Genomic DNA, 21,468 nt, shown 5'->3' on the forward strand with positions numbered 1-21,468 from the left:
TGGTGATTTATCTTTTAATGCTTTAAAAACCATGCGCTAAGCGCGTAAGAAAAAAGAATATTATGAGATATAGCAAGTTTTATAGAAGAAAATGGGAAAATATATAAGGGATAATAAAGCAAGAAACTGGTGATGCTTGTAATATATTCTTATATAACGAAGCCACCTGTTTCGTAGGTGGCTTCCTATTGAATTTAATAATGGAGACTAGCGAATTATACGGGAAAGGAGTTGTTTGAAATTGAAAAAATGGAAAGTTGTTGCTACAGCGGTTACATTTGGGAAAATTAATAAAGAACCCTTAAAACGTCTTGAGGAATTTGGATGCGAAGTTATTCTTAATCCATTTGGGAGGCCACTTACAAATGAGGAAATGATAGAATATGCTTCTGATGCAGATGCACTGATTGTTGGTAATGATAAGGTTACTAGCAATGTAATAGAAAATTGTAAGAACCTTAAAGTTATTGCAAAACATGGGGTAGGAGTAGATGGAATAGATATTAAAACAGCAAATAGGTTGGGTATAATTGTTACAAATGCTCCTGCTTCAAATAATCAAGAAGTAGCTGATTTGGCTTTTGGGCTTTTAATTATGTTAGCACGCGGCCTTTATCAAGCAAATTATGATACTAAAGCAGGTAGATGGATAAAACCGACCGGTATAAGTTTATATAAAAAGATTATTGGAATTGTTGGACTTGGAGCTATAGGTACTGCAGCTGCAAAAAGAGCTAAAGGATTTGATATGAATATTTTAGGATATGATATTAAAGAAAACCCATCAGCATTAGAAATTGGAGTAAAGTATGTTGCATTAGAAGAACTTTTATCAAAGTCAGATTTTGTAACTTTACATTTGCCGTTAACAAACAATACTTTAAATATTCTTAATGCAGATAGACTTAAAATAATAAAGAAAGGTGCTATTCTGGTCAATACTGCTAGAAGCCAACTTATTGATTATGATGCTCTCTATAAGTCTTTGGTGGATGGTACTTTAAAAGGTTATGCTACAGATGTATATGATTTTGAACCACCGGCGCATTTACCACTTTTCGACTTACCCAATGTTATATTAACACCTCACATTGGAGGAACAACCATTGAATCAAATAGGCGTATGGGTGATACTGCTGTTGATAATGTAATAGCTGTTTTAAAGGGACAAACCCCTCCTAACATTGTTACATCAAAGTAAGCTGAATCGAGAGAAAAACAAGGAGAATTCTTATGTCTGAATTAAAAAAAGCTATCATTTTAGATAAGAAGGATAATGTTGCAACAGCATTATTACCAATTAAAAAGAATGACAGTGTTGTAATTATTTATAATAATGAAATTGTTACTAAAGTATTAGCATTGGATGATATTGAAATATACCACAAAATTGCAATAAAGCCTATCCAGAATGGAGATAAAGTTTATAAATATGGAGAAGTCATAGGAAGGGCTACAAATTTTATAAAAGTCGGTCAACATGTCCATATAAATAATATTGAAAGTGTGATGGTAACAAGTGAAAATTAATGCATACAAAAGGCCAGATGGTAAATATGGAATAAGGAATAAAGTTCTAATTTTACCAACTGTAGGGTGTGCAAATGAAACAGCCAGGTTAATTTCTGAACAGGTAAATGGTACTATATATATAGCTAATCCAAAAGGTTGCGGGCAAATTGGAATTAGTGTTGAAATTATGCGTAGAACACTCATTGGATTATCTCTAAATCCGAATATTTATGGAACTATAATTGTGGGATTGGGATGTGAGACGACTCAACCTTATAAATTATACGAAGAGATAAAGAAAAGAAGTAGTAAACCAACAGAAGTTATAACGATACAAGACGAGGGTGGCACATTAAATACCATAGAAAAAGGTATTAAATTAGCGAGAAAAATGGTTGAGGATATGTCAAGTATAAAAAGAGAAGAAGCAGATATATCTAATATCGTTTTAGCAACTAATTGCGGTGGTTCTGATGCGACGTCTGGGATTTCGGCTAATCCCGCTTTAGGATATTGTAGTGATATTTTAGTAAAAGAAGGCGGTACAGTATTTTTAGGGGAAACTACCGAACTTATTGGAGCCGAGCATATATTGATAAATAGAGCAAAAAATGAGAAGGTAAAAAATGATATATTAAAAATAGTTAAAAGTTTAGAAAATGAGTTTATTAGGTTGGGAATTGATATTAGAGGAGCGAATCCTTCTACTGGAAATATTAAAGGTGGATTAAGTACTTTAGAGGAAAAAGCTTTAGGAGGAATTAGGAAGGGTGGAACCAGTAGTATTAATGAAGTAGTGCGCTATGGTGAAATACCTGAAAACAAAGGGCTAATTATAATGGATACACCAGGTTATGATATTGAATCAGTAACAGGGATGGTAGCTGGAGGGGCACAAATATGTGTATTTACAACTGGAAGAGGTACACCTATTGGCAATCCTATTGCTCCTGTAATTAAAATAACAGGTAATAAACAAACATATGAAAACATGTCGGATAATATAGATTTGGATGTATCAGATATAATTAATGGTACAAAGAGCATTAGCCAATGTGGAGAAATGATTTTGCAGGAGATAGTAGATGTATGTAATGGTAAATATACAAAAGCAGAGATATATGGATTTTCAGATATATGTATATATAGAAATCAAGAGATTTGGTGTTATCTATAAATTAGTTAAATATTTACACTTAAACCCTATAATAATCTAATTTTTTCATATACTAAAAAACTTTTAAGATAATTAAAGACAATAATTAAGTAATTGCTCATTAGACATTGTAAATGATAAGTCTATATTACTACAAAACTAAAGGAGGTAGATGCAGCAAGATGAAAGTTACATCACTTGAATTATTTAAGGTAAAGCCAAGATGGATATTTTTAAAAGTGAATACAGATGAAGGAATTTGTGGATGGGGCGAATTAATTTCTGGCACTAAGACAGAAACAGTCGTAGCAGGTGCGTATGAAATTGGAGAATACCTTATTGGTAAAGATCCCAGGCAAATTGAAGATATATGGCAAGTACTTTATCGATCCTTTTTTAGAGGCGGGCCTATAAATATGACAATTTTATCAGGCATAGAAATGGCTTTATGGGATATAAAGGGGAAATATTATAGCATGCCTATTTACGAGTTTATAGGTGGTAAAGCAAGGGACAATATAATGGTATATTCCTGGATAGGAGGGGATAGACCATCAGATGTTGCAAATGCTGCTTTAGATAGGAAAAATAAAGGTTTTAAAGCAATTAAAATGAATGCGACTGAAGAACTCCATTATATAGATTCATTTAAAAAGATTGATGCGGTACTTGAAAGAGTAGATTCAATAAGAAATGCTGTAGGATATGATTTAGAAATTGGGATAGATTTTCATGGTCGTGTTCATAAAGCAATGGCTAAAGTTTTAGCTAAAGAACTGGAAAAATATAGGCCTATGTTTATTGAGGAACCTGTATTACCGGAGAATAATGATGCTTTAATTGAAATTGCGTCACACACATCGATACCTATTGCAACAGGTGAAAGATTATACACTAGATGGGGATTCAAAGATGTCTTAAAAAGTGGTGTTGTAGATATAATTCAACCTGATTTAGCATTAACAGGGGGTATTCTTGAAGCTAAAAAAATATCTGCCATGGCAGAAGCATTTGATGTAGCTGTAGCTCCACATGCTCCATATGGTCCAATTGCACTTGCTGCTACTTTGCAATTAGATGTTTGCACACCTAATGTGTTTATTCAGGAACAAAGCTTAGGAATACACTATAACCAAGGTTTTGATTTGCTTGATTTTGTAAAAAATAAAGAAATCTTCACATATAAGGATGGTTTTGTAGATATACCAAAAGGAGTAGGACTTGGTATTGAAATTGATGAAGAATTAGTTAAAAAAGTTGATACAGAAGGATTACATTGGACTAACCCAAGATGGAGAAATTACGACGGAACGATAGCCGAGTGGTAATATTATTAAACAGTAAATGAGGCATATGGCGGATAATTAAAAAACAATCCAAATAGTAAATAAAATCTGATTATCAAGAGGTGATTCAATGTCTAAATATAAAGTTGTAATTACTGCCAGGTCGTTTGGCCAGAGCAGCGATGAGCCATTCAATATATTAAAAGAAAATGACTGTGAAGTGGTTAAGATTCCTGTTGATCGGCCTTTAAGTGCAGATGAACTTATACCTTTAGTGAAAGATGTTGATGCACTGATAGTAGGTAATGATAAAGTAACTGAAGATGTAATTAATGCCGGTACAAAATTAAAAATTATTTCTAGATACGGGGTGGGGTATGATAATGTCGATTTGGATGCTGCGAAGAGAAAGGGCGTTGTTGTGACCAACACTCCAAATACAAATGATAATTCTGTAGCTGATTTAACAATTGGACTTATGCTTGTACTCGCAAGAAATTTACTTGCTGTTGATAGAATTGTAAAAGGCGGCGAGTGGAAGAGAATAATGGGTACAGAAATTTATGGCAAGACTCTGGGCATTATAGGACTGGGGAGAATAGGTAAAGGCGTTGCAAAGAGGGCAAAGGGCTTTAGCATGAAAATACTTTGTTATGATGTTTATCCTGACCAAGAATTTGCAGAAGAATATAACATCACTTATTGCTCTCTTGAAGAACTTCTAAAGAATTCTGATATTGTAAGCATCCATGTCCCATTGATGCCTGCAACAAAAGGCCTTATTGGAGAAAAGGAACTTAACATGATGAAACCAACTGCATTCCTAATAAATGCAGCAAGAGGTGGTATTGTGGATGAGCGTGCATTATACAACGCATTATCAAATAAGATAATAGCAGGGGCAGCATTGGATGCCACAGAAAAAGAACCACCTGTGGGTAGCCCGCTTCTTAAGCTTGACAATGTTATAATAACGTCCCATATTGGAGGATACACAGCCGAGGCTGTAAACAATATGGGAATTGTGGCCGCAAACAATGTAGTACTGACGTTAAACAACAAGCAAGGTGCATATATAGTTAATGCTAAATAATTTTATATGGAGGGATTGAAATGAAGGATTACGAGGTATTAAATAAGATTAAAGAATTAGGTATTTGTGCCATAGTAAGGGGTACATCTGCTGATTCGTTATGTAGAATTACAGATGCGCTGATTGAAGGAGGAGTGAATGCAATTGAGGTTACATTTAACACACCTGGTGCTGCAGGAATGATAGAAGAACTTGTAAAGAAGTACAGCGACCAGATGTTAATTGGCGCTGGTACTGTGTTGGACGCAGAAACTGCAAGGATTGCAATACTGTCAGGAGCATCATTCATATTATCGCCTTCTTTAAACTTGGAGATGATAAGGATGAGCCAGAGGTACAGTGTACTACCTGTTCCAGGTATTTCAACACCTACAGAAGCGGTTGTCGCATGGGAAAATGGCGCAAAAATTGTTAAAGTGTTCCCTGCCGGAGTCTTTGGTCCTAACTATATAAAACAGTTAAAAGGTCCTCTATCTCAGATTGATATGATGGCTGTCGGAGCAGTAAGCATTGACAATTTTGGTGATTTTATAAAAGCGGGAGCATGTTCTGCAGGCATAGGTGGTGAGCTTGTAAATAAAAAACTTGTTGAAGAGGGGAAGTTTGATGAAATAACAAGGAGAGCCGCAGCATTTGTAAATGCTTTTAAAGAAGTAAAAAATAAATAATCTATATTAATAAAAACTCTCTATTTCTCTAGTAGAGAGTTTTTATGTTCTATTTAGGCAATTTAAGACATTTTTTACGTTTTTCACTATAAATTATTCAGGAATTCGTGAAGATAACTTGATGATCTAGATTTCTTGACTCTTAAGATACAAATAAATAAGCAAAGCAGATAGCGCTGTTGGAGGTTGAAGTGTCATTGGCACTGCAAAGGCTATTGCAATTGGTGTGCCTTATGGATTTAGCTTATGAAAATCTCGAAGACATAGCATTATAGGGCATAAAGCGAATGACAGAATTTTTCGAAGAAATTGGTCTTCGTGTTACATTAAAAGAAGCGGGTATTTCTGATGACAAATTTGAAGAGATGGCCAACAAATGTACAGACAATGATAACAAAAAACTTGGCAATTTTGTGAGTTAGGAAAAGAAAATGTTATAAAAGAAGATATTATAAATATCTATAATTTGGCGAAGTAGACTTTCAAAAAGTGTGTCACTATTTGCTGATTTTTTGAGTATGCACGTTATGAGTGATAACTAGGGAATGAAAGTCCGGTATAAGCATAGTAGTGTAAATCGTTAATCAAAGGCAAGGGACTTAGACGAAGAATAAAAACAGTAATACTAAGATTGATAAAATTAGCCTCTGGGGTAGTCAACATGTAAGAAAAATATATCTTTGCTTTGAGAGAAACGGTCATGGTTTCAATAATTCAATAGAATTTATTGATATGCTATAGCTTAAAACCATTATTAAATATATTAATTCGAACTATTGGAAAAATTCTAGATAAATACAAATTAAAAATCAAATGTTATATAATTTCTAGGTCTTATGAAAACCAATTATTTTCGCATCACGAGGAGGGTTATTTAATGAAGTCAGTTAAAGGCAATTTATTAATAGCACAGTCTGGAGGACCAACAAGCGTTATAAATGCATCAGCATATGGAGCAATTAAAGAATTTTTATCATTGGGAAGTGGTCATAAAGTTTATGCTGGTGTATACGGTATACAAGGTATATTAGAAAAACGCATTATTGATATTGATACTTTGAATAAAAATACAATAGAAACTCTTAAATATATGCCATCGTCTGCTTTTGGTTCTTGTAGATATAAGTTAAAAGACTATGATGAAAATGAAGAAGAATATGAAAAAATAATAAATATTTTTAAGAAATTTAATATAACATATTTTCTTTATATTGGTGGAAATGACTCTATGGATACAGCTAATAAATTAAGTATTTATATGAATAAAATAGGCTACGATGCTAATATAATCGGAGTGCCAAAAACCATTGACAATGATCTTGTTGAAACTGATCACTGTCCTGGTTTTGGTAGTGCTGCAAAGTATGTTACTAATATAGGTATTGAAATATGGTCTGATATAAATGCATATAAAAAAGAGTCAATTATGATAATGGAAGTAATGGGAAGAGATGCTGGATGGATAGCTGCCTCAACAGGCATTTTAAAAAGCGTAATACCAGATATAAATCAACTTATTTATTTACCAGAAATAAGTTTTGATAAAGATAAATTTTTAATTGATGTAGAAAAAGCAATTAAAAAAAATAACAAACTTTTAATTGTAGTTTCGGAAGGCATAAAGGATGAAAATGGTGAATACATTAATGCAAATAAAAACGAAATAGATTCTTTTGGGCATAAACAACTTGGTGGAGCGGGTAGACATCTACAGAATTTAATAAAAGAAAATATTACAAAGAATGTAAAATTAATTGAATTAGGAGTAACACAAAGATGTGCCATACATTGTGCATCTAAAACTGATATAGAAGAGTCTGAAATAGTTGGTAGAGATTCGGTAAAGTATGTTCTTGCGGGGTATAGTGGATATATGACAGCTTTAGAAAGATCAAGTAATGATAAGTATAACTGTGTAACAAAATTAGTAAAACTTCAAGATGTATGCAAAAGGGTAAAAAACGTTCCTTTAAATTGGATAAATGAACAGAAAAATAGTGTGAAAGATGCAATGATAGATTATATACAGCCACTTATTCTAGGAGAGATTAATCCTTTTAATGAAAATGGGTTAGTAAAATATACGGATATTAATTTTTTTAGATAAAGATAAATAGCATATTTGAATAAAATAGGACGATAAAATCTTAAGAACAAAAGTAGAATAGTTATTTCACGATAATTGTTATATTTAATTGTAGTTTAATAAAAGTCTCAAGATCTAATAAACTCAGTGCATGACAATATAGAACCTTTAAACCTTTATTTCCATTTCGAATCTGGATGCCGCTCCATGAAAAGTAGTGACATCAAGTCTTTCATGGCTTATGTGGTAAGTGTGAAATAGATATAGATGTTTGATAGTGCTTTTCCTTTTTAAATGATGTAAAGAATATGCGGACTGTAGCTGAGGAAGTGATGAAAATAGGGCGCATTTTTGAGCCTGTTATCTCCCACACAGTTGCTCCTTGGTTTGATACTCAATATCACCTAAAAGTGGTAGAAGAAGTTATGGCTTTTTGTGGATGTGTTGATCAGATCTTTTCAGCATAAAATACATGGCAGGAGTAGAGACTGTTTAAAAATATCACTGAACTTATTGATACAATAAAGCAGAAGTATCCTGAACTTGCCATAAACTATCACAGGGATATTACAGATGGACTTGCTATGCAGGTTTTTCTATCTGCAGCCAGGGTTGGTGCAAAATCTTTGATGTCGAAGAAGATATTCTTGTCAGATTTTATGGATATCCATCTGTTTTGACCCTAGAATCTGTGCTAAGAGAGAAAGGTACTCCTGTTCACTTAAATAGATCTGCTGCAGAGAAAGCTGTTCAGAAAGTAAGAGGATAGAGGAGGGATTTTGACTGAGCGGAGCCTCCATTTAAAGGTTTTGATCACATGGTAACAAGGCATAAAATGCCGGACGGAACTTTTTCAAGTTCTTTTTAACAGGCAGAAAATGGAGTTTTCCTTAATTTAAAGCCTTATATATCCTTGAAGTTATGTCCCTTTACAATCAGATTGTGAAATATTTTGATATGACTCCTGATTCACAGATTACTTGGGCTATCTGTAGTGGAATTGTTAATAAACATCCAAAGAAAGGGGAGAAGCTGGGGTTAAACGTGTGATAACGCTTTTAAGAAAATTTGTGAAAGAAAAGAATCACATGGAGTCTGAACAGCAGTCAGAACTTCTTACAATTTTTACAGGTGTACATGGTGATTTTAAAAATTTCATTTTAGGGCATTATGGAAAGCTTCCTGTGAATTGTCCAGCAGACTGGGTCTATCGGAGTACTTTTGGAGATGAATGGAAGGAGAAAATAAAGGGAAGAAAAGTAATTTCACTTCTAGAGAGAGTTCCTGATGAGGATTTATCTGCTTTTAGAAAACAATTAGGAGGAGAACTGGGAAGACCTGCAAAAGAAGGGGAATTCTTTATCTTATGCATCCCAAAGATGCCATAGATTTTATTAAATTTCGTGAAGAATACGGAGATGTACCTTTAGTTCTTCCAACTAAGGTGTGGAGATAAGGTTAAGAAAAACCAAGTGATAAGGTGAATTTTGACTTGATGACAAAACCCTATACCATTGAGCTTGCGTCTATTGGCAATGAGATAGACGGTGTAATCCATGTAGTTTTGAAGGTAAACAATAAGACCTATGTTTTTAAGGTAGAACCCCCAAGAATTAAGAAAATCGAAATTAAAAAAGGTACTAAACCCAATGAAATAGCTTCTCCTAATTAATGGAACAGTTTGGAGAATTGGCAATCCTCAGAGAGGAACTTTAGAGGTAGGAGATATAGTACATAAAGGAGAGGAGATTGCCAATATTGAAGCCATGAAGATGGAAAATCTTATCATTGCACCTTTTGATGCTCAGATTGTGGAAATTTGTATAAAAGTAAATCAGATGGTAGAGGAAGGACAACTCATTTTTGTACTTCAGCATCTGGAGAAAACTGCATAATTGGCGAATCGAAAACAATGATGTAGGTAAGCAAGCTTTCCTTTGGAATTCAGGGAAAATGTCGTTATCTTCAGTGATTTAGGGGTAAACTATTATGAAGAACGCAATAAAGAAGCATTTTATGTTAGGATTTAATATTTTTGATTTATTATATAGGGGCAAATCCTTTTAAAATATATGCGAAACATTACTATTTTAGAACTTTTTAGGATTTAGTAATAACTTAAGTTTGAAAAGACAAGCGGTGAAATGTCAAGTAGTATTTTTTGGAACCTTGAAAAATAAAGGTCTCAAAAGCTCTAAAAAAGGCAACACTTAATAAACCTACCATAAATTGGATAATAATGGAAGGAACTTAGAGTATATTCAGTTAAAAATACTTATTAAATCTATCCATTACCTCCTGGTTGGTAGATTTGGCCTTTACTCAGCATAGCAAAGACCAGTCTTACAAGCTTACGTGCCGTTAAGACGAGGGCTCTTTTATGCTGGTGTTTTGTAACCTCATTGTACTTCTTGCAGTAGAAATCAGCATACTCTTTTGCGTGTATCCTTACGCAATTAGCTGCTTCTACAAGATAGTACCTTAAATACTGGTTACCGCACTTAGCTAAAGAGGTATCTTCAGCACTAAAGTTGCCAGATTGATATTTATTCCACACGAGGCCTGCAAATTTAGCTACAGCGCATTCATTTTTAAACCGCTTAACATCGCCAATCTCAGCCACAAGGCCTGCGGCTAATACATTACCGAAACCTGGAATAGTAGTCAGAGTTTGGTGAAAGCCATTAAGCTGTTTAGAGATTTCTTTGTCAAGTTTTTTAAGTTGTGACTCAAGAAATCTTATATTTTCAAGAGTCATGGTCAAAGTCATGCTAACAGTATCGCACATGTCAGGATTAAGACGATATGCCCTATTAGCAGCAGACTTAAGTGTCTTAGCAATTTCTTCGGGATTTTTCAATCTATTGTTGCCATGACTCAAGACAAAATCTACAAGTTCCTCCACAGGCATAACAGCGATCTCATCAGGAGTAAAAGAATCAAAAACAGAAGTAGATGCTGAGCCAAAGACGTCGCTAAAAAGACAGTCTTCCTTGTATGAAGAGAACTTGAGTGTGATTTCGGAAACTAATTTCCAGCGTCATACTATGGCATAAATTAAAAATTAGATACAGAAAATAACAAAGCCTTTGCGATAAAATACTGAAAAGAGGAAAGAAAATGTAAAATAATGAAAATCAATTTAAAAAAAGAGTATAAGAAATAAAGCCTAATAAAATAGGTTTAAAAATTAACAGTATATGGAATCTCAATATTTATGCTGCTCTACCTAATAATCCATCAAGCATAGAAATAAAATCAAACTTAGATTTTTTCAATCTAGCATCAAGATGGATATTAATAGAATGTATCATAATCCAGAAAGACCAACGCTTTTTGCCTCTGGTTTTAGATAGCTCCAACTCATAGTCATTAAGAAGCCTTTTGTTAACACGCTCAGAAGAAGTTCGCTTTTTCATCTCGCCTTTCCATTCATCAGAACCACGTGGAATGACGGTAAACAAGCGAGGATCAGATGAAGGCTTCGTATAAACGGTTCTACCATAATCAGAAGAGGAGCACTTATCTTTACAATTACATGAATCAACTTTACCAGTCGCAAAAGGACAGCGCCATTTAATTCTGTTACGGTCTTTCATAAAACCATTGTAAACCATAGGTAATCCTGCCATACAGACAGGAATACCATTTTCATTGATTTTAATAGTACCTTGGTACTTGCTGTTGTTTTTATTCTTCTTATTAAGCGGAATTACAGGTTTAATATTCCACTTATTAAGAAGATGATAAGTAGGGTAATTATCATGAGCACAATCACCAATAAATTTATCAAAAACGAAATCAGGATACAAAGCCCTTGCTTCAGACAAAGCAATAATAGCAGTAACACCATCATAACGAGGAGCCTCAACCAAGCGAAGATAAATCGGAATATCAGATTTAAGCTCTTCGTTGTATGTCACTAAAAAATAACCAGAATAACCATAAAACCATGTCTCATGATAACTATCCCAACCATAGCGAGCATCGGGGTCAGAGAACTTGCGATGGCAGTCACAATTAAATATACCCTTATTAGCACAATCACAAGTTCTAATACCGAAAGGACTTCCGCCGGTTTTAATACAAGTACCGTCACCGGAAATAGTAAGTTTTTCAATATCACCGAGGATGCCATCATTGGCGGAAGGCCTAACAGCAACATCGGCAAAAATTTGTTGAAGAAGCTTCTCAGGTCTTGACTCAAAAATTTTACCCTGTAAAGCCAAATCAACAAATTTCTGTATAATACCAGGGTGGCGTGGTGGAAGCTTCTGATTTTTAGCAAGTTTTTTACGTGGTTTGCGTTTAAAAGGATGTAGAGAATCCTGTCGGTCTTTTTCAATATCAGGATCCTCAAGCCATAACCTGTTAATCAAGTCATAATGAGTACCAACACCAGGAATATTATCAGGAGACACGCCAATCATGTAACACAAAAGGTCATCATGATGAAGCATGTAAACCCATTTAGTAATACTGTGACATTTAAGAAGAGACATAAGTACAAAAGACCGAAAAATTTCAGGCTGATTTTTGGCTGGAGAACCAGTATTAGAATAATAAGGTTCCAGTACAGGTTTAAGAACATCAAGATCTAAATTATAGAGTTTAGATAAAGCTTCAGAAAATTGAATGACACGATTTTTATCTGAAGCATAAATGGGTTGAATATTTTCGACAAGGAAAGACTTATAATCAGGATGCGAACGCCATGCGCCCAACATAAAATCACCTCAATAACAAGTAGTATGGTAAAAACACCATCCATTTCGATTATTGGGGCGATTTAAAAAAGTCAAGATAGAATGTAACCATATATGTTAAAAAAAGGAAAATATAAAGAAAAAATCTTACAATGTAAATAAAGATGTAAATGAATTGGAAATCGAAAAAGGATTTCAGAATGAAATTTTGGGGGATAAATTTAAAAGATGTCTCCTGAAATTCAGATATATCAAGCAACAGAAGTTGCCGAAAATATTCCTTGAGATAAAGGAGGTTCAAAGCTCTGCTCTTTTCACTGGATATAGTTTGTACCAGATGGTATCTAAAACGAGTAAGGCGCTGTAGCGCAGCATACCTAAAGTCAGGCATAGGAGTAGGGTTTACCCTACCGAATCTGACACAATCAGCAATGATTCTGGCATCAAAATCGTCAGTTTTAGGCAAATAGGTATAAGCCTTTTTAAAACCCTTGACTTAACCTGGATTCATAACAAAGAATTTAGGGTTAAAAGGTGCCAGGTCAGGAGAAGAAGCCAGGTGAAGATGGAGGTGCCATGCATAATAAGAAGTGGCTTCCATACCAATTTTGACACAGAAAGCATTAATAGCGTTAGCATGAGAAATCACCTCAGAGATGATACAAAGCACCTGGGATATCATTAGAAACCGAAAAAGGTTTCTTAATGAGGTTATTGCCATCTTGATCAATAAAGAAAACAGAATTAGATTGACTGCTTACGTCTATACCGACGAATAAAGTACTGGGCACGTAAATTCCTCCTTTCATTAAAAAAATTGAGAACCAGTACCAGGTTAATCCCTGACAGATTACCGAGAAACAGCCTCGCGATATCAGAACTATATCAATACTCATAGGATACACCGTATGGATGCTGAAACATACGGAAGAGTATGATATGGACAGCAAGCGAGTCAGAACTAAACGAGTAATCCCAGGGGTGCAGTCTTAGACGAGAAGTACCCTAAAGTAGGGTCTTCAGGAGGTTTTCAGAGCGACCCTGAAACCAAATTCTAAAAATAGTTTAACAGAGACAACCTGAAGAAGAAAGAGGGAATTCGTGTACTACAAATGCAAAATGCAGCGATCCAGCATACATCGAATAGAAGATTATATGTTTGGCTGATGTATGGTCAAGCCTAAAATGAACTCACTGCGTTCGGGCTTGACAACCCATCATCCCAAACATAGATAGTAGTTATGCGATGTATGCATAAGTATCAAGTGGCACTTGAAAGAGCTAATAATGACGAAATTAAAAAAAACAATATTCAATTATCAAGGTTCAATTAAATTTTGTAATCTTTTTAAAGATCGATCTTTTTGGTTGATTACAAATCATATTATACGAGGAGGAAAAGAAATGTTAAAAGGTGTTGCAGCATCACCAGGTATTGCAATAGGCAAGGTATTTTTATACACAAAGAAATTTGCAGAAATTAATACTCAAAGTATTGATGAAGCAATGGTGGAAGATGAGATTGCAAAATTTGAAAATTCGATTAAATTAACAAAAGAACAAATAGAAAAGATCAAAGAAAAAACAGAAAGAGAATTTGGTAAAGACAAAGCAGCAATTTTTGAAGCGCATTTAATGTTGGTGAATGATTCAGAGTTTCATGATTCTGTAAAAAACATGATAAAAAATGAGCATGTAACAGCAGATAATGCAGTAAATCAAGTGATAGAACAACATGCGTCTATGATGGAATCCTTAGATGATAAATATTTAAAAGAAAGAGCAGTTGACTTAAGAGATGTTGGAAGTCGAATAATAAATAATTTGTTTAGAATTATCAATGTCAACTTGTCAGAGCTTGATGAAAAAGTGATAATCATAGCAAAAGACTTGACACCGTCAGACACTGCTACGATGAGAAAAGAGATGGTTCTGGGGTTTGCTACAGACGTAGGAGGAAGGACGTCTCACACAGCGATCATGGCCCGTTCATTGGAGATACCAGCAGTCGTTGGCACAGGCAATGTAACTCAGAGTGTCGTAGGTGGAGAGACTGCAATAATCGATGGCAACGAAGGGATAGTGATAATAAATCCAGATGATGCCACGTTGAAGGAATATGAAGAAAAACTTAATAAATATAAGATGAAAGTTGAAAAGCTAAAAGAGTTTAAGGATCTGCCTGCAATGACAACAGATGGTGAAAAGTCAATGTTAGCTGCTAATATCGGTACACCAAATGATGTAGAAGGTGCTTTGAAGAACGGTGCAGAAGGCATTGGCTTATTCAGGACAGAATTTCTTTATATGAATAGAAACAATTTCCCAACTGAAGAGGAACAGTTTGAAGCGTATAAATATGTAGCTGAGAAGATGAATGGAAAACCTGTTACAATAAGGACATTAGATATTGGTGGCGATAAGAAGTTACCATATTTAAATATGCCAGATGAGATGAATCCATTCCTTGGTTATAGGGCAATAAGGCTTTGTCTAGATGAAAAAGAAATGTTTAAGACTCAACTTAGAGCCTTACTTAGAGCAAGTGCTTATGGAAACATATTGATAATGTACCCAATGATTTCGTCGGTTGTAGAGGTTAGAAAGGCGAATGCGATATTAAATGAAGTAAAAGAAGAACTTGATGCTAAAGACATTAAATATGATAAGAATATAAAAGTTGGTGTAATGATTGAGATACCATCGGCCGCAGTAACTGCTGATATAATAGCAAAAGAGGTTGATTTCTTTAGTATAGGTACAAATGATCTCTGTCAGTATACGCTTGCTGTTGATAGGATGAATGAAAAGATAAAAGACTATTATAAACCATTCAATCTAGCGATTTTGCGTCTTATAAAAAATGTAATTGATGCATCTCATAAAGAAGGTATATTTACAGCTATGTGTGGTGAAATGGCAGGAGATCCTCTAACAACAGTTATTTTATTAGGACTTGGCCTTGATGAGTTCTCAATGAGCGCAAGTTCAATACCAACTATAAAAAATATCATAAGAAATGTATCTAAAAAGAAAGCACAAGAGTTTGCAAAAATGGTAATGGAAATGTCGACACCTGATGAAATCGAAGAAGCGTCGAGAAAGTTTTTAAATGAAATAACAGCTGATTAATTAAAAACCTCTGGTATTGAGATGAATATACCAGAGGTTTTTAAATTTTTTTAAATTATAAAATGAAATTTAAGTCGTCAATATATAAAGCAAAGACCATTGACTACTGTTATTATATTAAAAATATTAAGAATAGTTTATAAGAGATGTTTACATGTTCAAATATATGGAGGCAGAGTTATTTTGCTTACATTGCAACAAAAACACAAATCACGTTATTTTTTATAATAATGACGGAAAAATTATTAGAATCAAATGCCAACAATGTAAAACTGAAATAGGATTAAAAGATGATTTTATTGCAAAAAATAATGGGTTATTAGAAAAGTCTTTTAAGATAACAGAAGAGTTGATAAGCGAATTAAATAAATTTTTATTTTCAGTACCCATTAAAATTTTAAAAACTCCAAGTGATTATGTAAATGAAAAAAATTAAAGTAAAAATGTTTAAATTGCGGCTATAATAGCCGATTTTTTTTAATAAAGTTATCTATGTTGTTCCTAAAGAACATCTTTTTTTAATTTATCCCATATTCCATCATCATAAATTACAATACCTTTTTCAATTGCTTCCACAGAAATTGGATTTTTTTTAAAATACAGCAATTTAAATTCATTAGTGTTATAGCCCTTTGGTTCGATTGCATCAAAAACATGATCGTATAATAGTTTCATCCTTTCCTTATAATTAACAGGTATTTTATCCGATATTAATATTACGTCAATATCACTACTATCGTTAAAATCCCCTCTGGCAACTGAACCGATTATAATAGCACACATAGGATGTAAAACATCGCTAATAATTTCTGAGTATTTCTTACCTATATCTATAAGATTATTCCTTTTCTTTTCCCTTATTATCATTGCTGCATTCATTTATGTATTCCTCCACACAATTTAAAATAAACCTCCAACCACCCCTTACATCAATAAGTGGTTGGAGGTATTGTCTTTATGCATGAAATATTGGTTCTACGCCTTTAGCGATTTCTTTTAGATGGTTGATTTCATCCTCTGTGATTTCTTTAAAGTTTTCTGCCACTTCCAGTGCCAATGGGAAATATGATTCATCACCAGGTGGTATTGCGGCAGTAACTGGCTGAGACAATGTAAATCTCAATGCCAGCTTTGCAATTTCTTTGTCTTCTACTGGCGTATACCAAGTTTTTGGATGTGATGTATCATTTTGAGATTTTGTCGTAAATGCCATTGCTTTTATGGCAAGCCTGCCTATATTTTTTGAAATTGCTTTTTCAATAACTTGAGGTCCAAAATTTCCATTAAAATAATTTACAAAATTTACTGGAAACAATATTGCATCGAAATCAAAGGCATCCATAAGCTTTAAAGCAATATCGACAGAATGTGCAGAAAATCCTGTATATCTTATCTTTCCATCTTTTTTTGCTTTGTCTAAAAGCTCCAGCACACCGCCGTGGCTTATAGCTTTATTGTAGTCATCTTCTGTCTTCATTTCATGCAATTGATATAAATCAAAATAGTCAGTTTTTAGCCTTTTAAAAGACTCTGTCATTTCCTTTAAAGCACTTTCTTCTGTACGACCGTCAGTTTTACATGCCAAAAATATTTTTTCTCTTTTGCCGACCAAAGCATTTCCAAGTTTAATCTCTGCATCGCCATAACTGGGGGATACGTCAAAATAATTAATTCCTCGATCTATAGCGTAAGATACCAAGTCATTAGCTTTGCTTTGCTCCATATTCATGACAAGTATACCCCCAAATCCTATTATTGAAAGTTCTTCGCCGGTATTTCCTAAAATTCTTTTAATCATTTACACCACCCCTTAAGGCTATGATATAACATAAAGGTGGCAAAATCAAGTTAAGAATGAAGTTTATGCCTTTTAAAAAAATAGATTATCAATAAAAGAATAGGTACTATTACTTGCAATGGAATATGAACGTAAAGGGCCATTATAGGAAGCTCTACGGGCACTTGAACAAAATACGATTCTGCTGTGACAATTGACAAGGCATATATGATTGCAGCAATAGGTATAAGCAAAAATTTATATTCTTTAATATCAAAAACGGATTGACAGGCTTTTAAACCGGCAAAGGCAAAAATGATTATCTTGATTAAATTGCCTATTATCATAAGAGCTATGTATAAAGAATCCAGATTTCTAAAAAAGCCTAATGTGATAAGTCTTGTTACAGTGTAAAATGGGAAATTTACTCTGGATGCTTCTTTGACGCCTATTGCAGATATCATGTTTATATCATTGAATGCAAGTAAAATTCCAGTAATCAAATAAACAAGATAAGAGTACTTTAATAAATCTTTATTGCATTTTAATTTTGGAAATACCATCATAAAGACGAACATCTCTCCAAAAGGAAAAGTAAGTATACGCGGGTATGCTGCTTTTAATATAGGTATTATTCCACCTGCAAATACCGGAAAGATCTTGCTGAAGCTATAGCCTGGTATAGTGAAAGCAAAGATAAAAACGACTGATACTAAGGATAGAAAAAAAGGCAGCAGGATGCTAGCTACTTTTAATGTTACGCTTATGTCGAACAGCAAAAAGTACGCAGTTACAACCATCAAGAAAATGGCAATAAATTTAATAGGTGCTAAAGGAAATATACTGCTTGTGCTTAGCTCTAAGTAATCTCTTGTGACGCGAGCTGCCATGTAAAAAAAGTAAAACATGTAGATTATTGATATCATCTTTCCAATGATCTTTCCAAAGCTTATTTTTAATATTTCAGTTAGATTGACCTTGTATGTGTTGTATAAAAAGACGTACAAATACAAAAGCGGTATGGCCGAAATCATCGCCAATAAAACCGCTATCCATGAATCTTGCTTTGCTGATATTCCATGTGCAAATAAAATAGTGTTTCCTATTTCAAATAAAAACATGGCAGAAAAAAGTTCCTTAATCGTTACGCTCTTCATACACAACATCTCCACATACATACAAGTGTCACTATTAGTTTTAAATCTTAAGTATAATTTATGCGAGTTTGACAAAAGTAAATTTCTTGACATGTTTAACCTATAGGAATAAAATTGTTTTAATATTTAATGCGAGGTGAGATGAAATTGTATTACAAGAAATTAATAGGAGAAAAATGTTATCTATCACCGATGAATGTGGATGACTACGAGAAATATGTAGAGTGGATTAACGACATGGAAGTTGCGGCAGGAATGCTTTTTGCATCACAGATCGTTACTAAAGAAAGAGAAAAAGAACTTGTAGAAAGCTTTTCTAAAGATTACAATTTTGCTATTATAGATATTAAGCAGGATGAACTTATAGGCAATATCGGTTTTCCTAAAATAGATTATATAAATGGAGTTGCTGAGGTAGGACTATTTATTGGCAATAAAGAATATTGGAGCAAAGGTTATGGTCAAGATGCGCTTAAACTGGCACTTGATTTTGGATTCAATATCCTCAATATGCACAATATTTATTTAAGAGTTTACTCTTACAACAAACCGGCTATATCTTGCTACAAAAAAGTTGGCTTCAAGGAGGCAGGAAGGATAAGAGGAGCGAAAAAAATTGCAGGTGAAAGGTATGATGAGATAATCATGGACATTTTGGAAGACGAATATGAATCAGTCTATATCAAAAAAATCGTAAGCCAAAAAAATTTTTAAAAGCGCATATAAGATTTTTTGACTTTCCCTATATTATAATTGAAAGCCAAAATAAAATATAGGGAGAGGATTAAGATGTTAGGAATAGGTTACATATACGAAAATTTAGATATTCTTTCAGGAAGCGAGATAAAACTTCTGCTGTTTTTATTAAAACATGCTGATAAAGCTCCAGCCCACATTACAACAGATGAATTCCAGAATGGCAAACTTGACGATACTAAAAAGAGGTTAGACAGTGGTACAGGATTATCAGCCGGTGCAATTTCGGAGACAATCAAAAAATTGATCGACAAAAAGCTTCTAATATGCTTTATTGACAACACAGACTTAGGCAGGATAAAAAAGTACTACATGATTTCAAAAAATGAAAGTGACAAAAATGTGACGTATGCTTATGACAAAGAAACATGCCAATATTTTACATACGAGGATTGGCTTAAATCAATTAATGTAAATGGTTTTTCAGAAAGTGAAACCACATCACAGTTTAGTAAACCCGAAGGTGGATCATCATTTTCTGAAACCATTAAAAAATCACCAGTTTCAAAAAGTGATGACATATATACAATGAGTAATAATATATATAAATCATATCAATCAGATAGATGGATTGATAAAAATAATATGATAGATCGATCTATCAATCATGAGGATTTTCCTACGGTAAAAAAATTTGAAACGGAGAAGCAAAGCACATCAAAAAATGTTAAGCTTAAAAGCAATACGCCAATATCGAATGCCTTGATAAATACCATTAAAAGCAAATACGGTCTTAGTGACGATGATGTGAAGATCTGCCTTTCTAGGATGAAAGGAAAAGAAATAAAATATCCAGCAAAATTTTTAGAGAAAGTTGCAGAAAACTACGTTAAAGAAAAGGAACTATTTTCACAAATAGAAAGTGCACAACAGCCGAAACGTGATTATGAAGTACCGAGAAACTACTTCAACTCATATCCACAGAGAAAGTACAACATAGAAGAACTTGAGAGATACCTTTTGACGGGAAGAGCCAGCGATGACCACGTATTTCCGTCGTATACGTAGGGGGAAGGGACTATAAATAAAAAAATATTTTATAGATATGCAGGAAATAAATAGCTTATATCGAATTTATAAACAAGAAGATATTTGTTATTTGGGAGATTTTATAATGAATAAGGAATTCGTTTTACACAAAATTAAGCCTTTTTTAGACAAAAATAATGCAATTAATGAGACTGCTTTTGACAAGTTGTTTTCAATGCTTGATCTGCACCAACAGTATGAAATTATAAATATATTGATAGATGAAAATATCGAAATTACTTATGATGATAATGGTCAAATAGTAAATGATACTTTGACAAAACAAGAAAAAGTATCTGCTGAGAAAATTAAATTTCTGACGAATGAACAATTATGTATATTGTACCAGCAAGGCAATAAATGGGCATTAGAAGCACTTGTAGACAGAAATAAAAAACTTGTTATGAGTAGAGCTTACAAATGTTTTAAAAGATATAAGTTAAATATTGATGAAGATGATTTAGTGCAGTATGGCTATTTTGGCTTAATAAAAGCTGCAGAGCGTTTTGATATAAAAAGAGAGACTAAGTTTGTGACATATGCTACTTGGTGGATAGATCAAGCTATTAAAAGGAGTATATGTGATTATGGATTTATTATAAGATTACCTGTTCATTATTTTGATGAAATTAACAAAGTTTTAAATATATTAAGTATACATTTTGATTTATCGAAAGAAGCGATAATAAAAATATTAGAAGAAAATGGAATATCTAAAGACAAGTATGACGACATAATGTTTGTAATAGAAAATGTATTATCTATTGATTCTTTAAACAAATATGTAAACCCAAATTCAGGCGATGGAGATACCGAATTACTTGATTTAATAGTGGATAAAACAAATCCTACAGTAGAAGAAGAGATTGACTTAAAACTATTAAAAGAAACTATTAATAACATATTGGATACATTAAAAAGCAGGGAAAAAGAAGTTATAAGGATGAGATTTGGTTTAGATGGTGGAGATGAGATGACATTAGAGCGAATAGGAAAAGAGTTTAATATCACAAGAGAGAGAATAAGGCAGATAGAAGAAAAAGCAATAAAAAAATTGAGACATCCCTCAAGATCAAAAAAATTGAGAGATTTTATATTGAGGTGAAAATA

General features: G+C 33.4%; 21 protein-coding genes and 2 pseudogenes. 16 read left to right on the forward strand and 7 right to left on the reverse strand.

What is annotated here, in order from left to right; translation table 11 throughout:
- Nucleotides 1-241: 241 nt before the first annotated feature.
- The 11 genes and pseudogenes from THEXY_RS04935 to THEXY_RS13030 all read left to right on the forward strand — a co-directional run bounded on the left by THEXY_RS04935 (nucleotide 242) and on the right by THEXY_RS13030 (nucleotide 9,696).
- Entirely contained in the window at nucleotides 242-1,201 is a 960-nt protein-coding gene (locus THEXY_RS04935) for a phosphoglycerate dehydrogenase (RefSeq protein WP_013787735.1), read from the forward strand.
- Between the two features lie 32 nt (nucleotides 1,202-1,233).
- Nucleotides 1,234-1,530 carry a UxaA family hydrolase gene (locus THEXY_RS04940; protein WP_013787736.1) on the forward strand — a complete coding sequence of 99 codons (297 nt, stop codon included), beginning with the start codon at nucleotides 1,234-1,236 and terminating at the stop codon, nucleotides 1,528-1,530.
- Nucleotides 1,520-2,689: a UxaA family hydrolase gene (locus THEXY_RS04945; RefSeq protein ID WP_013787737.1), complete on the forward strand. Its 1,170-nt coding sequence runs from the start codon at nucleotides 1,520-1,522 to the stop codon at nucleotides 2,687-2,689. The genes THEXY_RS04940 and THEXY_RS04945 overlap by 11 nt, the downstream gene beginning before the upstream one ends.
- Nucleotides 2,690-2,850: 161 nt before the next feature.
- Nucleotides 2,851-3,996: a galactonate dehydratase gene (dgoD, locus tag THEXY_RS04950; protein WP_013787738.1), complete on the forward strand. Its 1,146-nt coding sequence runs from the start codon at nucleotides 2,851-2,853 to the stop codon at nucleotides 3,994-3,996.
- A gap of 88 nt (nucleotides 3,997-4,084) precedes the next feature.
- Nucleotides 4,085-5,047: a phosphoglycerate dehydrogenase gene (locus tag THEXY_RS04955; protein WP_013787739.1), complete on the forward strand. Its 963-nt coding sequence runs from the start codon at nucleotides 4,085-4,087 to the stop codon at nucleotides 5,045-5,047.
- Between the two features lie 20 nt (nucleotides 5,048-5,067).
- Nucleotides 5,068-5,715, forward strand: a complete 648-nt coding sequence (locus THEXY_RS04960) for a bifunctional 4-hydroxy-2-oxoglutarate aldolase/2-dehydro-3-deoxy-phosphogluconate aldolase (protein ID WP_013787740.1) — start codon at nucleotides 5,068-5,070, stop codon at nucleotides 5,713-5,715.
- A 233-nt stretch (nucleotides 5,716-5,948) separates the two neighbouring features.
- Nucleotides 5,949-6,193 (forward strand): annotated as a pseudogene (locus tag THEXY_RS12355) (iron-containing alcohol dehydrogenase); the annotation flags it as partial.
- Between the two features lie 399 nt (nucleotides 6,194-6,592).
- Nucleotides 6,593-7,822, forward strand: coding sequence for a 6-phosphofructokinase (locus tag THEXY_RS04965; RefSeq protein WP_013787741.1), 1,230 nt, complete (start codon nucleotides 6,593-6,595; stop codon nucleotides 7,820-7,822).
- Between the two features lie 287 nt (nucleotides 7,823-8,109).
- Nucleotides 8,110-8,268: a hypothetical protein gene (locus tag THEXY_RS12755; protein ID WP_230197643.1), complete on the forward strand. Its 159-nt coding sequence runs from the start codon at nucleotides 8,110-8,112 to the stop codon at nucleotides 8,266-8,268.
- A 579-nt stretch (nucleotides 8,269-8,847) separates the two neighbouring features.
- Nucleotides 8,848-9,189 (forward strand): hypothetical protein, encoded by a 342-nt coding sequence (locus THEXY_RS12760; RefSeq protein ID WP_049781442.1) that lies wholly within the window; start codon nucleotides 8,848-8,850, stop codon nucleotides 9,187-9,189.
- Nucleotides 9,190-9,489: 300 nt separating this feature from the next.
- Nucleotides 9,490-9,696, forward strand: coding sequence for an acyl-CoA carboxylase biotin carboxyl carrier protein subunit (locus THEXY_RS13030; RefSeq protein ID WP_432416174.1), 207 nt, complete (start codon nucleotides 9,490-9,492; stop codon nucleotides 9,694-9,696).
- 389 nt (nucleotides 9,697-10,085) lie between these two features.
- Here THEXY_RS13030 and THEXY_RS04975 read toward each other — a convergent pair.
- The 4 genes and pseudogenes from THEXY_RS04975 to THEXY_RS12535 all read right to left on the reverse strand — a co-directional run.
- Nucleotides 10,086-10,814, reverse strand: a pseudogene (locus THEXY_RS04975) (IS110 family RNA-guided transposase); the annotation flags it as partial.
- 202 nt (nucleotides 10,815-11,016) lie between these two features.
- Nucleotides 11,017-12,528 (reverse strand): hypothetical protein, encoded by a 1,512-nt coding sequence (locus THEXY_RS04980; protein WP_013787742.1) that lies wholly within the window; start codon nucleotides 12,526-12,528, stop codon nucleotides 11,017-11,019.
- Nucleotides 12,529-12,577: 49 nt separating this feature from the next.
- Entirely contained in the window at nucleotides 12,578-12,973 is a 396-nt protein-coding gene (locus THEXY_RS12365) for an IS110 family transposase (protein WP_083815329.1), read from the reverse strand.
- A 184-nt stretch (nucleotides 12,974-13,157) separates the two neighbouring features.
- Nucleotides 13,158-13,298, reverse strand: a complete 141-nt coding sequence (locus THEXY_RS12535) for a hypothetical protein (RefSeq protein WP_154645619.1) — start codon at nucleotides 13,296-13,298, stop codon at nucleotides 13,158-13,160.
- A gap of 613 nt (nucleotides 13,299-13,911) precedes the next feature.
- Between THEXY_RS12535 and ptsP the strand changes: the two genes are divergently transcribed.
- Nucleotides 13,912-15,639, forward strand: a complete 1,728-nt coding sequence (ptsP, locus tag THEXY_RS04990) for a phosphoenolpyruvate--protein phosphotransferase (RefSeq protein WP_013787743.1) — start codon at nucleotides 13,912-13,914, stop codon at nucleotides 15,637-15,639.
- A gap of 154 nt (nucleotides 15,640-15,793) precedes the next feature.
- A complete protein-coding gene (locus THEXY_RS04995; RefSeq protein WP_013787744.1) occupies nucleotides 15,794-16,075 on the forward strand; it encodes a hypothetical protein in 282 nt (93 codons plus the stop codon).
- Nucleotides 16,076-16,140: 65 nt separating this feature from the next.
- Here THEXY_RS04995 and THEXY_RS05000 read toward each other — a convergent pair whose 3' ends face one another.
- From THEXY_RS05000 to THEXY_RS05010, 3 genes are all read right to left on the reverse strand, one after another.
- The gene (locus THEXY_RS05000) at nucleotides 16,141-16,518 is read right to left on the reverse strand and encodes a nucleotidyltransferase domain-containing protein (RefSeq protein WP_013787745.1); all 378 of its coding nucleotides are present in this window, start codon (nucleotides 16,516-16,518) and stop codon (nucleotides 16,141-16,143) included.
- A 76-nt stretch (nucleotides 16,519-16,594) separates the two neighbouring features.
- Nucleotides 16,595-17,437, reverse strand: coding sequence for an aldo/keto reductase (locus THEXY_RS05005; protein ID WP_013787746.1), 843 nt, complete (start codon nucleotides 17,435-17,437; stop codon nucleotides 16,595-16,597).
- 50 nt (nucleotides 17,438-17,487) lie between these two features.
- Entirely contained in the window at nucleotides 17,488-18,573 is a 1,086-nt protein-coding gene (locus THEXY_RS05010; RefSeq protein WP_013787747.1) for a GerAB/ArcD/ProY family transporter, read from the reverse strand.
- Nucleotides 18,574-18,714: 141 nt separating this feature from the next.
- On the opposite strand from THEXY_RS05010, the gene THEXY_RS05015 reads away from it, so the two are divergent.
- The 3 genes from THEXY_RS05015 (at nucleotide 18,715) to THEXY_RS05025 (ending at nucleotide 21,463) form a co-directional block, all read left to right on the forward strand.
- Nucleotides 18,715-19,287 (forward strand): GNAT family N-acetyltransferase, encoded by a 573-nt coding sequence (locus THEXY_RS05015; protein ID WP_230197644.1) that lies wholly within the window; start codon nucleotides 18,715-18,717, stop codon nucleotides 19,285-19,287.
- Between the two features lie 75 nt (nucleotides 19,288-19,362).
- Nucleotides 19,363-20,337, forward strand: coding sequence for a hypothetical protein (locus tag THEXY_RS05020; RefSeq protein WP_013787749.1), 975 nt, complete (start codon nucleotides 19,363-19,365; stop codon nucleotides 20,335-20,337).
- A 106-nt stretch (nucleotides 20,338-20,443) separates the two neighbouring features.
- Nucleotides 20,444-21,463, forward strand: coding sequence for a sigma-70 family RNA polymerase sigma factor (locus tag THEXY_RS05025; protein WP_013787750.1), 1,020 nt, complete (start codon nucleotides 20,444-20,446; stop codon nucleotides 21,461-21,463).
- Nucleotides 21,464-21,468 lie beyond the last annotated feature (5 nt).

Origin of the sequence: Thermoanaerobacterium xylanolyticum LX-11, assembly GCF_000189775.2 — a bacterium.
Taxonomy (GTDB): domain Bacteria; phylum Bacillota; class Thermoanaerobacteria; order Thermoanaerobacterales; family Thermoanaerobacteraceae; genus Thermoanaerobacterium; species Thermoanaerobacterium thermosulfurigenes.

Coding starts and splice junctions, on each gene's coding strand:
- THEXY_RS04940 (WP_013787736.1), top strand. CDS start 1,234: ATGTCTGAATTAAAAAAAGCTATCATTTTAGATAAGAAGGATAATGTT.
- dgoD (WP_013787738.1), top strand. CDS start 2,851: ATGAAAGTTACATCACTTGAATTATTTAAGGTAAAGCCAAGATGGATA.
- THEXY_RS04955 (WP_013787739.1), top strand. CDS start 4,085: ATGTCTAAATATAAAGTTGTAATTACTGCCAGGTCGTTTGGCCAGAGC.
- THEXY_RS04960 (WP_013787740.1), top strand. CDS start 5,068: ATGAAGGATTACGAGGTATTAAATAAGATTAAAGAATTAGGTATTTGT.
- THEXY_RS04965 (WP_013787741.1), top strand. CDS start 6,593: ATGAAGTCAGTTAAAGGCAATTTATTAATAGCACAGTCTGGAGGACCA.
- THEXY_RS12755 (WP_230197643.1), top strand. CDS start 8,110: ATGCGGACTGTAGCTGAGGAAGTGATGAAAATAGGGCGCATTTTTGAG.
- THEXY_RS04980 (WP_013787742.1), bottom strand. CDS start 12,528: ATGTTGGGCGCATGGCGTTCGCATCCTGATTATAAGTCTTTCCTTGTC.
- ptsP (WP_013787743.1), top strand. CDS start 13,912: ATGTTAAAAGGTGTTGCAGCATCACCAGGTATTGCAATAGGCAAGGTA.
- THEXY_RS04995 (WP_013787744.1), top strand. CDS start 15,794: ATGTTCAAATATATGGAGGCAGAGTTATTTTGCTTACATTGCAACAAA.
- THEXY_RS05000 (WP_013787745.1), bottom strand. CDS start 16,518: ATGAATGCAGCAATGATAATAAGGGAAAAGAAAAGGAATAATCTTATA.
- THEXY_RS05005 (WP_013787746.1), bottom strand. CDS start 17,437: ATGATTAAAAGAATTTTAGGAAATACCGGCGAAGAACTTTCAATAATA.
- THEXY_RS05010 (WP_013787747.1), bottom strand. CDS start 18,573: ATGAAGAGCGTAACGATTAAGGAACTTTTTTCTGCCATGTTTTTATTT.
- THEXY_RS05015 (WP_230197644.1), top strand. CDS start 18,715: ATGAAATTGTATTACAAGAAATTAATAGGAGAAAAATGTTATCTATCA.
- THEXY_RS05020 (WP_013787749.1), top strand. CDS start 19,363: ATGTTAGGAATAGGTTACATATACGAAAATTTAGATATTCTTTCAGGA.
- THEXY_RS05025 (WP_013787750.1), top strand. CDS start 20,444: ATGAATAAGGAATTCGTTTTACACAAAATTAAGCCTTTTTTAGACAAA.